This window comes from Pseudomonas sp. 28 E 9 (assembly GCF_900004785.1).
GTDB classification, from domain to species: Bacteria; Pseudomonadota; Gammaproteobacteria; order Pseudomonadales; family Pseudomonadaceae; genus Aquipseudomonas; species Aquipseudomonas orientalis_A.
On the sequence record NZ_CVTK01000054.1, the window covers coordinates 257,179 to 270,853 of the forward strand.

Below are 13,675 nucleotides of genomic sequence, written 5' to 3' on the forward strand. Positions count from 1 at the left end.
CTCCCCTGGCGGGAGGCCATTGCCGCCTCGATTTCCGAGCGCCACGCTCGTACCTCAACCCCGCCACTTGGCGGGGCTTTTTTTGGGTTTTTTGTACACACAGGACAGGCTTGTACACCTTCTGTCACCCTGATTGCAGAAATCCCCCGGGTGGCCGATAACACCCTTATAGCACTTAGCCTTCATCCTCTCTTGTCAGTGCGTGCCGCATGATGCAACCTTGCCGCAAGCAACAGTAAAAGAGGGCGTGAGCCCGGCGCCGTGCGCATTTTCCCAAGCGAGTTTCCCCCATGAAAAGCCAACCCGATGTTGCCCGAATGGCGACCGAGGTAGTGACGCAATTACCGGTGCCTTCGCGCCTCGGTATGCTGCGTTTCGAGCGGCTGAATGAGGCAAGCTGGGCGCTGCTCTACCTTGACCCCAATTGCGAGCGCCAATTCGGCTTGCCGGCGGTCGAACTGTGCGCCCTGCTGGGCACGCCGTACGCCAGCCTGATGGAGCCCCAGGCGCGCTATCAACTGCACGACGCGATCCAGCAGCAACTGAGCCACAGCGCCCACTACCTGGTGCGCTACACCCTGCACACCAGCGATGGCCCGCTGAGCCTGCTCGAAATGGGCGAGGCCTACAAACAGCACAACCGTCACCTGCTGCGCGGCTACCTGATGGTGGTGGATGGCCTGTTCAGCGAACTGCCCGTCACGGTGCCGACCGCCGACCTGGAAAACCAGAACAGCCGCCTGCAAATCGCCCTGGAACTCAACCAGCGTGCGCAGCAGGAGCAACTGCAGCACCTGGAGCGGGTACGCGCCCAGCAGGAGCTGATCCTGCTGCTGGCCCGCCAGCGCTACACCACGCCCAATTCGCTGCAAGAAGCCGCCGAACTGATCACCCGCAGCGCCTGCGACATCTATCAGATCGATCGCGCCAGCATCTGGAATCTGGACGGCCAGCACCTGGTGCCGATTTCGGCCTATCTGCGCGCCGATCAACGCCACTATCTGCCCGAAGCGATCGACGCCAGCTGCTTCCCCGACTACCTCGAAGCCCTGCACAGCAGCCGCGCCATCGATGCCACCCATGCCGTGCAAGACCCGCGCACCCGGGAAATGGCCGAAAGCCTGATCGCCAAGGATGTCCACGCCATGCTCGACGCGAGCATCCGCGTGGATGGCCAGGTCGTCGGCGTGCTGTGCCTGGAGCAAAGCGGCAGTTCGCGGGCATGGCAGTCCGATGAGATCGCCTTTGCCGGCGAACTGGCGGACCAGTTCGCCCAAGTCATCAACAACCATAACCGGCGCACCGCCACCAGCGCCCTGCACCTGTTCCAGCGCGCGGTGGAACAGAGCGCCAACGCCTTTCTGCTGGTCAATTGCGATGGTGTGGTGGAGTACGTCAACCCAAGCTTTACCGCCATTACCCAGTACAGCGCCGAAGAGGTGCATGGCCACCGCCTGGCGCAGTTGCCGGCCCTGGAGAACCTCAGCGAATTGCTGTTCGACGCGCCGTCGGTCCTGGCCAAAAGCAACAGCTGGCAAGGCGAATTCAAAAGCCGGCGCAAAAACCTGGAACCCTACTGGGGCCAGTTGTCGATTTCCAAGGTATATGGCGACAACCGTGAGTTGACCCATTACATCGGCATCTACGAAGACATTACCCAGACCAAGCTGGCGCAACAGCGCATCGAACGCCTGGCCTACACCGACAACCTGACCAACCTGGGCAATCGCCCGGCGTTCATCCGCAACCTCGATGAGCGCTTTGCCCGCGACAGCGACAGCCCGATCAGCCTGCTGCTGGTGGACATCGACAACTTCAAGCGGATCAACGACAGCCTCGGCCACCAGACCGGTGACAAGCTGCTGATCAGCCTGGCCCGTCGTCTGCGCAACAGTTTGAGCAGCGGCGGCAGCCTGGCGCGCTTTGCCAGTAACGAGTTTGCGGTGCTGCTTGACGATGCCGACATGGAGACCGGCCAGCAGGTGGCCAGCCAGTTACTGGCCACCCTCGACAAACCGATGTTCGTCGACAACCAGTTGATCAGCGTGACCGGCTCCGTGGGCCTCGCCTGCGCGCCGCTGCACGGGCGCGACCCGCAGACCCTGATGCGCAACGCCGGCCTGGCCCTGCACAAGGCCAAGGCCAACGGCAAACACCAGGTACAGGTGTTTACCGAAGCGCTGAATGCCGAGGCGAGCTACAAGCTGTTTGTGGAAAACAACCTGCGCCGCGCCCTGACCCAGAATGAGCTGGACGTGTTCTACCAGCCCAAGCTGTGCCTGCGCAGTGGTCGCCTGCTGGGCATGGAAGCGCTGTTGCGCTGGAACCACCCGGAAAAGGGCATGATCCGCCCCGACCAGTTCATCAGCGTGGCCGAAGAGACCGGCTTGATCATCCCCATCGGCAAATGGGTCGCCCGGCAGGCATGCCGCATGAGCCGTCGATTGACGGCCGCGGGCCTGGGTAATTTGCAGGTGGCGATCAACCTGTCGCCCAAGCAGTTTTCCGACCCGGACCTGGTGGCTTCGATTGCCACGATCCTCAAGGAAGAGCAATTGCCGGCCAATCTGCTGGAGCTGGAGCTGACCGAAGGCCTGCTGCTGGAAGCCACCGAAGACACGCGCCAGCAACTGGACCAACTGAAGAGTTTTGGCCTGACCCTGGCCATGGACGACTTCGGTACCGGTTACTCGTCGCTGAGCTACTTGAAAAAATTCCCCATCGACATCATTAAGATCGACCGCAGCTTTATCCACGAAATCCCGGATAACCAGGACGACATGGAGATCACCTCGGCGGTCATCGCCATGGCCCACAACCTCAAGCTCAAGGTGGTGGCCGAAGGCATCGAGACCGCCGAGCAACTGGCGTTCCTGCGCCGGCATCGTTGCGACGTGGGCCAGGGCTATCTGTTCGACCGGCCAATCCCCGGTGCAGAACTGCTGGAGAAGCTTAAACGCTATCCACGCGGGCCAATCGCCTGACAGCGCGGTAACTCTCGGGCACACTGGCTGTCTGAAAATTTACTGTTACTCAACCTGACGAGAGGACTGATCATGGTCTTGCGCTCGGAAATTCTGGTGAACAAAAACGTGCTGCCTACTCAAGAACAAGCCTTGCCCGGCCGTGAAACCCCGATGGCATTGCCCGAAACTCACTTCGTCAACGGCAACCCGTTGCTGGGCCCTTTTACCGACGACGTCGGTTTCGCGATCTTCGGTCTTGGTTGTTTCTGGGGCGCCGAGCGCAAATTCTGGGAGCGCGACGGGGTGGTCAGTACCGTGGTCGGCTACGCCGGCGGCTTCACGCCGAACCCGACCTACGAAGAAGTCTGCTCGGGCCTGACCGGCCACAGCGAAGTGGTGCTGGTGGTGTATGACCAGGCCAAAGTGAAATACGAAGACCTGCTGAAGATGTTCTGGGAACTGCACAACCCGACCCAGGGCATGCGCCAGGGCAACGACATCGGCAGCCAATACCGCTCGGTGATCTATGCCACCACGCCGGAGCAACTGGCAGCGGCCAAGGCCAGTGCCGAGGCGTATCAGCAAGAACTGACCAAGGCCGGCCTGGGTGAGATCACCACCGAAATCGACGAAGCGCCGACGGTGTACTTCGCCGAGGCGTATCACCAGCAATACCTGGCGAAGAACCCGCAGGGCTATTGCGGCATCGGCGGCACCGGCGTGACCTGCCCGATCTGACGCCGATCTCTGTAGGAGCGAGCTTGCTCGCGAAAAACCTGAGAGCGCCGCAGGGCGTCAGGTTTCCCGCGTTATCGTTAACGATTTTCGCGAGCAAGCTCGCTCCTACAATTGGTTATTCGGCGATAAGCCAATCCATCTGCCACCCGCCCTGGGTCTGGCCAAGTTGCTTGGACAGCCACGGCAGCAGTTCGCGCAATTCCTCTTCCAGACCCCAAGGCGGATTGGCAATCGCCAGGCCCGAGCCGGTCAGGGTGTTGGGCGTGTCCAGCGGGTGCACCAGCAATTCCACGCGCAGCAACTTCGGTGCGCCGGTGCCGGCCAGGTCCTGGTAAAAGCGGCGCAACATGCGCTGATCCTTCACCGGGTACCAGATCGCTGCGACGGTCTGGCGCATGCGGCTCACGGCTTCCTTGAGGGACGCCGCGCAGCGCTGCATTTCGTCGAGCTTTTCGAACGGTGGGTCGATCAGCATCAGCGCGCGTTTTTCCGGTACTGGCAACAAGGCGCGCGGCACATGCCAGCCTTCGCCCAGGTGCACTTTGACCCGGCGATCACCCTTCATGCTGTCCTTGAGCAGCACGCCGTCTTCCGGGTGTTTTTCGTTGAGCAACACACGGTCCTGAGGCCGCGTCAGGCGCCGCGCCAGCTCCGGCGAGCCCGGGTAGTAGCGCAACTGGCCATCCGGGTTCATCTCGTGCAGCACGCGCATGTAATCGGCGGTGAGCGGCGGCAGGTCGTTGGCGCCCCACAGGCGGGCGATGCCTTCCAGGTATTCACCGGTGCGGTTGGCCTGGTCACCCTGCAGGTCGTACAGACCAATGCCGGCGTGGGTATCGAGGTAGGCGAACGGCTGCTCCTTGCGCGACATCAGGGCGATGAGGCGGGTCAAGGTCAGGTGTTTGAAGACATCGGCGTGGTTGCCGGCGTGAAAGGCGTGACGATAATTCATGGTTGCTCCTGCGCAGGGGGCGAAGTTTACCTTCTACCGGCGCAAAGGTGCAGGGCCGCATGGCGGGTTGGCGTCTTTGTCTAACTCAGCTGCGACTGGAGGTAATCGACCAGCGCAGCATGACTGGCCACCCGCCTGCGCACGAACCAGCCCAGTTTGTGCTGCAAGGTGGCCAGCGTGAAGGCCGCACACAGATCAGGACGCTGCGCTTGCAGCCATTGCAGCAGGTTGTCGATCAGCACGCCCGGCGACTGTTCCTCCAGGTGCTTGAGCAACGACGCAGGCACTCGCCACCACGGGCACGCTTGAGCTGGCGTGGCCGGTCCAGTTGCCACCGTCAGCGGCCGGCCATTGATCAGGTAACGCCCAAACACCGGCAGGATCTCGCCTGCCTGATCACCCAAGTGCTGCCACATCGGCTCAAACCGGGCGCCGTCCCAGAAGCGGAAAAACACCGCCTGGTCATTGGGCAGGAACACCTTGCTCAAGCCTTGCAGGTGGGCGAGCACGCTTTCCAGTGGGCTGGAAGATACCGCCAGCCACCCCCAATCGTCGGCTGGCGCGGCGGCTACCCAATCGAGAAACGCGCTGCCCGGCTCGACGATGCCCACGTAAGGCATCACCGCCTCCCACTGGGCGTAGGCCGTGCCTGTCCAGATCGCTTGGGGCAGCGGCCCCGCCGCCGTGGCTTGCCAGGCAGCGAGCGGCCTGGCGTCGCTGGCATTGCCGAGTACGGCATAAATTCGCTCATCGGCAAGCAAAGGGCACTGCGCCAGCCAAGTGCGGGGGTCCATGGGTGTGCGCATCAGGAAACACTCCGTGCATGCCCGCTGATATCGCACTGCCCGGCCCGGCAACGCTCGCACTCCTCGCAAAACGGCGCACTGCGCTTGAGGGTGGCTACCTGCACAGGGCTCAGGGGGAGCGGGATAACCGCCTGCAGCGCTTCCTTCAAACCAGGCGTCAACGGCGCCGTCGTAGCGGCAGGCGCCCCGCCAGGCTGGATCGGCACACTGCTGAAAATGCCGCCCGCCGACAGCGTGATCGACTGCCCTCCCGCCTGAATCGTAACGCTGGCCCCCGCATCGATGACGATGCTCTGCCCTGCCCCCAATTGAAGGGTGCAACCGGCACGCATGTGCTGCGAACCGCCGATCACCAGGTGGTCATCCTGCTTGAGTTCAGTCAGGCGATTGCCGTGGGTGATGCGTTGCTCTTCGCCCTGCAACTCATGGTGCGACTCGCCGCCCACCGTAACCCGGCGCTGGTTATCGACCTGCACCTGCTGGTCACGCAACACGTGCTGGGTCCAGTCGCGCTGGGCGCGCAGGTAAATTTCCTCGGCGCCCTTGCGGTCCTCGATGCGCAGTTCGTTGTAGCCGCCACCACCGGGGCTGCTCTGGCTGCGAAAGATACTGCGAGTCTTGTCCGCCGGCAGATCGAGGGGCAAACGATTCGCCGCGTTGGGCAGGCAGCCCATCACCAGCGGCATGTCCACGTCGCCATCGACGAAGCCCACCAGCACTTCCATGCCGACGCGCGGGGTCAGCACCGCCCCGTAACGATCATGGGCCCAGCCGCTCGCCACGCGCAGCCAGCAACTGGAGTGTTCGTTGTGTTCCCCGTCGCGATCCCAGGCCATCTGCACCTTGACCCGACCGTATTCGTCGCAGTGCACCTCACTGCCGACAGGCCCGGTGACCACCGCGTTCTGGTAACCCGACAGCTGCGGCCGGGTCATGATCACAGGCGTTCGGAACGGCACCTCCCAAGGCGTCACGACAAATTCGTTGCTGTAGCCTGCGGGCACGTCATCCCCATAAGTCTCAGGCGCAGACTCCTCCAATACTTGCGGCTGCTGCCCGGTATGGTGCAGCTGGGTGACCAGCCACAGGTCATTCCACTCCTGACGCGGGTGATCGGCCATCTTCAGAAACTGTCCGGTGACCAGGGCCGGCTGGTCGCTGATGCCGCTGGCCTGGCGAAAGTCACTGCGATGGCGCTCCAACACACGTTGCGCCAGGTACTTGCCGTGCGCTCGATCCGTAAAATCACCAGGGTAGCGTTGTTCGTCGAGGGTCGGGCGTTGCCCGCTGGAGGCCGTGCCTTCCAATACCAGGCCGGGCTTTTTGAAGTCGTAGGCCCGCAGGTTCACGCCGGCAGTGCGGGTTTCGAGCCGCAACATAAAGCGCTTGATCGCGGGGGCCCCGGCCACCATCCCGGAACCGGCCAAGTAAGACGTGTCCTGGTCCGGCTGCCTGAACACGCTCTGGTCATCGCCAAACACCAGCAAGTGGCGCTCGGGACTGTGCTGAAAGTGGTAGTGAATGCCCGACTCAACGCACAGGCGCTGGATGAACTGCAAATCGGTTTCGTCGAACTGAACACAGTATTCGCGCTCGGGATATTGACCGCTCAGGCGAAACACGAAGGTATCGGCCTGGATTTCCTGAGCCTCCAGCACCCGCGCAATGATCTGCGGCACGGTTTTTTGCTGAAATATCCGTTGGTGAGTGCTGTGTTCCAGATACGCCAACTGCGGTACCAGGGTGATCTGGTAACGGGTCAGGCGCTTGCCCGAATCGCCTTGCGCGACGCGGTAAACCTGGCCATGAATGCCATGGCCCTGAGCGTCGAACCCCAGGAATGCCTGGCGGTGCAGAAGGCTGTCGAGGTCAAGGTCGGGTTGTTCGCTGACCAACTCAAGGTCAAAGCGAAAGGGCAGGCTGATAAATTCATCGCCCATGAATCCATGAACCTTGAAATCACAAGGCTCCCCATCCAGGGTCAGATTGAAGGCACTTTGATTGGCAGGAGCGAACATCCGGTGTTTCTCTGCGAAGGGTGAGTGAGCGATTCTGCAACAGCCGCTTACCGAGTCGGGCACTGCTCCGGAAAATAAGTAAGGTCCTACATCGGCGATGCCGGAATCCTCAAGGTCTGATCGCTCAGGCAAAAAAAAGGCCCGCATCCATCGGACGCAGGCCTTCTTTTCGATGACCGGGCGATCAACGCCCAGCGGTATTACTTGTTGAGGTTGTAATCTTTTTCCGCCGCATCAAAGCGCTCGACCATACCGGCAGTCGGTGCACCCATCTTGCTCACGAAGTAGATCGCCAGGCTGGCGAAGATGAAGCCTGGGATGATTTCGTACAGGCCGAGCAACTCGAAGTGTTTCCACACGATCACGGTGATTGCGCCCACCAGGATGCCGGCCAGTGCGCCGTTGCGGGTCATGTGTTTCCAGATGACCGAGATCAGCACCACAGGACCGAAGGCAGCGCCGAAACCGGCCCAGGCGTAGCTGACCAGGCCCAGCACGCGGTTTTCCGGGTTGGCGGCCATGGCGATGGCGATCAAGGCCACCACCAGCACCATGATCCGACCGACCCATACCAGTTCAAGCTGGGAAGCGTCCTTGCGCAGGAAGGCCTTGTAGAAATCTTCGGTCAGGGCGCTGGAGCACACCAGCAACTGGCAGCTCAGGGTGCTCATCACGGCCGCGAGGATGGCCGACAGCAGGACACCGGCAATCCATGGGTTGAACAGGATCTTGGCCAGTTCGATAAACACGCGCTCAGGGTTTTCGGTCACGGGACCGGCCACCTCGGGATGCGCCGAGAAGTAAGCGATGCCGAAGAAGCCCACCGCCACCGTGCCACCCAGGCACAGAATCATCCAGGTCATGGAGATACGGCGCGCGTTGGCAATCGACTTCACCGAATCCGCCGCCATGAACCGCGCGAGAATGTGCGGCTGGCCGAAGTAACCCAGGCCCCAGCCCATCAGCGAGATGATCCCGATGAAAGTGGTGTTTTTCAGCATGTCGAAGTTGGTCGGGTCCTGGGCTTCGATGGCCAGGAAAGTGGTGTCCACGCCGCCGGTGGCCAGCAATACGATGATCGGCGTCAGGATCAACGCGAAGATCATCAGCGTGGCTTGCACGGTATCGGTCCAGCTGACCGCCAGGAAACCGCCGATAAAGGTGTAGGCAATGGTCGCCGCGGCACCGGCCCACAACGCCGTCTCGTAGGACATGCCGAAGGTGCTTTCGAACAGACGTGCACCGGCCACGATGCCGGAGGCGCAGTAAATGGTGAAGAACACCAGGATCACCACGGCGGAAATGATCCGCAGCAGGCCGCTTTTATCTTCGAAGCGGCTGGAGAAGTAATCCGGCAGGGTCAGGGCGTCGCCGTTGTGTTCGGTTTGCACCCGCAGGCGACCGGCCACGAACAGCCAATTGAGGTAGGCACCGACGATCAGGCCGATGGCGATCCAGCTTTCCGACAAGCCCGACATGTAGATCGCGCCCGGCAGGCCCATCAACAACCAGCCGCTCATATCGGAAGCACCGGCGGACAAGGCTGTCACCACGCTACCGAGGCTGCGACCGCCAAGGATGTAATCGGAAAGGTTGTTGGTGGAGCGATAGGCCATCAGGCCGATCAGCACCATTGCTGCGATATAGATCACGAACGTGATCAGGGTGGGATTGCTAACGCTCATAGAAGTGACGCCCTGGCTTTGTTTTTATGTAGCGACGGTCTGTCAGACCGCTACCGGTAGTAACCGAATAAACGATGCTGAATGCCGCGCATTTATGACTGGCGTTTCCCCAGGAAAGCCGCCAGCCGATGAACCAAACCGTAGAGGTGGTTGCACCTTGGTGCGCGAATGCTATTCAACAATGCAAATAAGGTGCAACCAGTTTCTTGCGAATAAGTTGCACCTGCGCGCATTTGCGCACAAACACTGTGTTTTTGCTCCTTTTCGGAGCAAGAACATTCAATCTCAGAAGCAAATGCACCGACAATCCGCCGATTCGGTCAAAGGCCGGATTTTTTCCGATCAAGCGTCGTAAATTTCATGAACAAAAAGGGTTGCACCCGGTTGCACCTCGCCATGGGCAAAGCTAATCTTGCCGCCAGCAGATGCCACTCGGTAGTGGCACCCATGAGGATAAGAATATGGCTACGACCACCCTTGGGGTCAAACTCGACGACCCGACCCGCGAACGCCTCAAGGCCGCCGCGTCCTCCATTGATCGCACGCCGCACTGGCTGATCAAACAGGCAATTTTCAATTACCTGGAGAAACTCGAGGGTGGTGCAACCCTGAACGAGCTCAATGGCTTGAGCAACAAGGATGCCGATGATGCGGGCGAGGTGCAGGCCGACCACGCGCACCAGTGCTTCCTTGAGTTCGCCGAGAGCATCCTGCCTCAGTCCGTATTGCGCGCCTCGATCACCGCCGCTTACCGTCGCCCCGAGCCGGAAGTGGTGCCGATGCTGATCGAACAGGCCCGTCTGCCGGCCGACATGGCCGAAGCCACCAACAAGCTGGCCGCCACGATTGCCGAGAAACTGCGCAACCAGAAGAGCGCCGGCGGCCGTGCCGGTATTGTTCAGGGCCTGCTGCAGGAATTTTCCCTGTCGTCCCAGGAAGGCGTGGCGCTGATGTGCCTGGCCGAAGCGCTGCTGCGCATCCCGGACAAGGGCACTCGCGATGCACTGATCCGCGACAAGATCAGCACCGGCAACTGGCACCCGCACCTGGGTAACAGCCCATCGTTGTTCGTCAATGCCGCCACCTGGGGCCTGCTGTTGACCGGCAAACTGGTCGCCACCCATAACGAAGCCGGCTTGACCTCGTCCCTGAGCCGCATCATCGGCAAAAGCGGCGAGCCGATGATCCGCAAGGGCGTCGACATGGCCATGCGCCTGATGGGCGAGCAGTTCGTCACCGGCGAAACCATCGCCGAAGCCCTGGCCAATGCGAGCAAGTTCGAAGCCAAGGGCTTTCGCTACTCCTACGACATGCTCGGGGAAGCCGCGCTCACCGAGCACGATGCGCAGAAGTACCTGGCCTCGTACGAACAAGCCATTCATTCCATCGGCAAGGCGTCCCACGGCCGTGGGATCTATGAAGGCCCAGGCATCTCCATCAAGCTTTCCGCCCTGCACCCGCGTTACAGCCGCGCGCAGTACGAGCGGGTGATGGACGAGTTGTACCCGCGCCTCTTGTCGCTGACCTTGCTGGCCAAGCAGTACGACATCGGCCTGAACATCGACGCCGAAGAGGCCGACCGCCTCGAGTTGTCCCTGGACCTGCTCGAGCGCCTGTGCTTCGAGCCGCAACTGACCGGCTGGAACGGTATCGGTTTCGTGATCCAGGCCTACCAGAAGCGTTGCCCGTACGTGATCGACTATGTGATCGATCTGGCCCGCCGCAGCCGCCACCGCCTGATGATCCGCCTGGTCAAGGGCGCGTACTGGGACAGCGAAATCAAGCGCGCCCAGGTCGAAGGCCTGGAAGGCTACCCGGTGTATACGCGCAAGGTCTACACCGACGTTTCCTACATTGCCTGCGCACGCAAACTGCTGTCGGTGCCGGAAGTCATCTACCCGCAGTTCGCCACGCACAACGCCCACACCCTGGCCGCCATCTACCACATTGCCGGTCAGAACTATTACCCCGGCCAGTACGAATTCCAATGCCTGCACGGCATGGGTGAGCCGCTGTACGAACAGGTCGTAGGCAAGGTTTCCGAAGGCAAGTTGAACCGTCCATGCCGCGTGTACGCCCCGGTCGGTACCCACGAAACACTGCTGGCGTATCTGGTGCGTCGCCTGCTGGAAAACGGCGCCAACACTTCGTTCGTCAACCGCATCGCCGACCAATCCATCTCGATCCAGGAGCTGGTGGCCGATCCAGTGGCGAGCATCGAGCAGATGGCGACCGTGGAAGGCGGCTTCGGCCTGCCGCACCCGCGTATCCCGCTGCCGCGTGACCTGTATGGGCGCGACCGCGCCAACTCGGCCGGTATCGACCTGGCCAACGAGCATCGCCTGGCATCGCTGTCCTGCGCCCTGCTGGCCACCGCCCACAACAACTGGAAAGCCGCGCCGATGCTCGGTTGCGCCGCCAGCGAACAACCGGCTGCCGCGGTGCTGAACCCGTCCGACCTGCGCGATGTGGTCGGTCATGTTCAGGAAGCCACGGTCGAAGACGTCGACAATGCCATCCAGTGCGCTATCAGCGCCGCACCGATCTGGCAGGCCACCCCGCCTGCCGAGCGCGCCGCGATCCTGGAACGCGCCGCCGACCTGATGGAAGGCGAAATCCAGCCACTGATGGGCCTGCTCGCCCGTGAAGCCGGCAAGACCTTCGCCAACGCCATCGCTGAAGTGCGCGAAGCCGTGGACTTCCTGCGCTATTACGCGGTACAGGCACGCAACGATTTCACCAACGACGCCCACCGCCCCTTGGGCCCGGTGGTGTGTATCAGCCCGTGGAACTTCCCGCTGGCGATCTTCAGCGGCCAGGTTGCCGCTGCGCTGGCCGCCGGCAACCCGGTACTGGCCAAGCCTGCCGAACAAACCCCGCTGGTCGCCGCCCAGGCCGTGCGCATCCTGCTCGAAGCCGGTATCCCGCAAGGCGTGCTGCAACTGCTGCCGGGCCAGGGCGAAAGCGTCGGTGCCCGCCTGGTCGGTGACGAGCGCGTCAAAGGTGTGATGTTCACCGGTTCCACCGAGGTTGCACGCTTGCTGCAACGCAGTGTGGCCGGGCGCCTGGATGCCCAGGGGCGTCCGATTCCGCTGATCGCCGAAACCGGTGGCCAGAACGCGATGATCGTCGATTCGTCGGCGCTCACCGAACAAGTGGTCATCGACGTGGTGTCGTCGGCCTTCGACAGCGCCGGCCAACGTTGCTCGGCCCTGCGCGTCCTGTGCCTGCAGGAAGATTCGGCAGACCGTGTCATCGAGATGCTCAAGGGCGCCATGGCCGAATGCCGCCTGGGCAACCCGGAGCGCCTGTCGGTGGATATCGGCCCGGTGATCGACGCCGAAGCCAAGGCCGGCATCGAGAAACACATCCAGGCCATGCGCGACAAAGGCCGCAACGTTTACCAGGTGGCGATTGCCGATGGCGATGAGATCAAGCGTGGCACCTTCGTGATGCCCACCCTGATCGAGCTGGAAAGCTTCGACGAGCTGCAACGGGAAATCTTCGGTCCGGTGCTGCACGTGGTGCGCTACAAGCGTAAAGAAATCGACCAGCTCATCGGCCAGATCAACGCATCCGGCTACGGCCTGACCCTGGGCGTGCACACCCGCATCGACGAGACCATCGCCAAGGTGATCGACAACGTCAACGCCGGTAACGTCTACGTCAACCGCAACATTGTCGGCGCCGTGGTCGGCGTGCAGCCGTTCGGCGGTGAAGGCCTGTCGGGTACCGGCCCCAAAGCCGGTGGTCCGCTGTACCTGTACCGCCTGTTGTCGACCCGTCCTACCGATGCGATCGAGCAATCCTTCGTACGTGGCGACGCCTTGACCGCACCCGACCTGCGCCTGCGCGACGCCATGAGCCAACCGCTGACCGCGCTGAAAACCTGGGCCGACACTCATAAGTTCAGCGAACTGAGCGCCCTGTGCACACAATTTGCCGCACAGTCGCAAAGCGGTATCACCCGCCAACTGGCCGGCCCGACCGGCGAGCGCAACAGCTATGCGATCCTGCCGCGCGAACACGTGCTGTGCCTGGCCGAAGTGGAAGGCGACCTGTTGACCCAACTGGCCGCGGTATTGGCGGTGGGCGGTTCGGCGGTATGGCCGGAAACCGAGCTGACCAAGGCCTTGTTCCCACGTCTGCCGAAAGATATTCAGACGAAGATCAAGCGCGTGGCCGACTGGACCAAGGACGACGTGGTGTTCGACGCGGTCCTGCATCACGGTGATTCCGACCAACTGCGCGCGGTGTGCCAGCAAGTGGCGCAGCGTGGCGGTGCGATTGTTGGCGTGCATGGTCTGTCGCAGGGCGAAACGGCAATTGCGCTGGAGCGCCTGGTGATCGAGCGGGCATTGAGCGTCAACACCGCTGCGGCAGGCGGTAACGCCAGCCTGATGACCATCGGTTAAACGCGGTAAAAAATGTGGGAGGGGCAAGCCCCCTCCCACATTTGGCCCCATTTCAATTCCCTGCCTGCGTTTTGCCCCTCTATCACCCAGATCAA

The 13,675-nt window shown here is 62.0% G+C and carries 7 protein-coding genes and 1 pseudogene; 3 read left to right on the plus strand and 5 right to left on the minus strand.

Annotation, left to right across the window (positions count from 1 at the left end):
- Window positions 1–290 precede the first annotated feature (290 nt).
- Both BFQ00_RS22890 and msrA read left to right on the plus strand, forming a co-directional pair.
- Complete coding sequence (locus BFQ00_RS22890) at window positions 291–2,984, plus strand: putative bifunctional diguanylate cyclase/phosphodiesterase (RefSeq protein WP_065934840.1); 2,694 nt, start codon at window positions 291–293, stop codon at window positions 2,982–2,984.
- Between the two features lie 72 nt (window positions 2,985–3,056).
- Window positions 3,057–3,704 (plus strand): peptide-methionine (S)-S-oxide reductase MsrA, encoded by a 648-nt coding sequence (msrA, locus tag BFQ00_RS22895; protein WP_065886579.1) that lies wholly within the window; start codon window positions 3,057–3,059, stop codon window positions 3,702–3,704.
- On the opposite strand, the pseudogene BFQ00_RS30525 reads toward msrA, so the two are convergent.
- From BFQ00_RS30525 to putP, 5 genes and pseudogenes are all read right to left on the minus strand, one after another.
- Window positions 3,694–3,801, minus strand: a pseudogene (locus tag BFQ00_RS30525) (outer membrane lipoprotein carrier protein LolA); the annotation flags it as partial. The gene msrA and the pseudogene BFQ00_RS30525 overlap by 11 nt on opposite strands.
- Window positions 3,802–3,819: 18 nt before the next feature.
- Window positions 3,820–4,656, minus strand: coding sequence for a 23S rRNA (adenine(2030)-N(6))-methyltransferase RlmJ (locus tag BFQ00_RS22900; protein ID WP_065934841.1), 837 nt, complete (start codon window positions 4,654–4,656; stop codon window positions 3,820–3,822).
- An 80-nt stretch (window positions 4,657–4,736) separates the two neighbouring features.
- The gene (locus BFQ00_RS22905; RefSeq protein WP_065934842.1) at window positions 4,737–5,462 is read right to left on the minus strand and encodes a DUF4123 domain-containing protein; all 726 of its coding nucleotides are present in this window, start codon (window positions 5,460–5,462) and stop codon (window positions 4,737–4,739) included.
- Window positions 5,462–7,480, minus strand: coding sequence for a type VI secretion system Vgr family protein (locus BFQ00_RS22910; RefSeq protein WP_065934843.1), 2,019 nt, complete (start codon window positions 7,478–7,480; stop codon window positions 5,462–5,464). Before BFQ00_RS22910 ends, BFQ00_RS22905 begins: the two co-directional genes overlap by 1 nt.
- A gap of 200 nt (window positions 7,481–7,680) precedes the next feature.
- Window positions 7,681–9,165 (minus strand): sodium/proline symporter PutP, encoded by a 1,485-nt coding sequence (gene putP, locus BFQ00_RS22915; protein ID WP_065934844.1) that lies wholly within the window; start codon window positions 9,163–9,165, stop codon window positions 7,681–7,683.
- Between the two features lie 461 nt (window positions 9,166–9,626).
- Here putP and putA point away from each other — a divergent pair, with 461 nt between their 5' ends.
- Complete coding sequence (gene putA / locus BFQ00_RS22920; protein WP_065934845.1) at window positions 9,627–13,580, plus strand: trifunctional transcriptional regulator/proline dehydrogenase/L-glutamate gamma-semialdehyde dehydrogenase; 3,954 nt, start codon at window positions 9,627–9,629, stop codon at window positions 13,578–13,580.
- Window positions 13,581–13,675 lie beyond the last annotated feature (95 nt).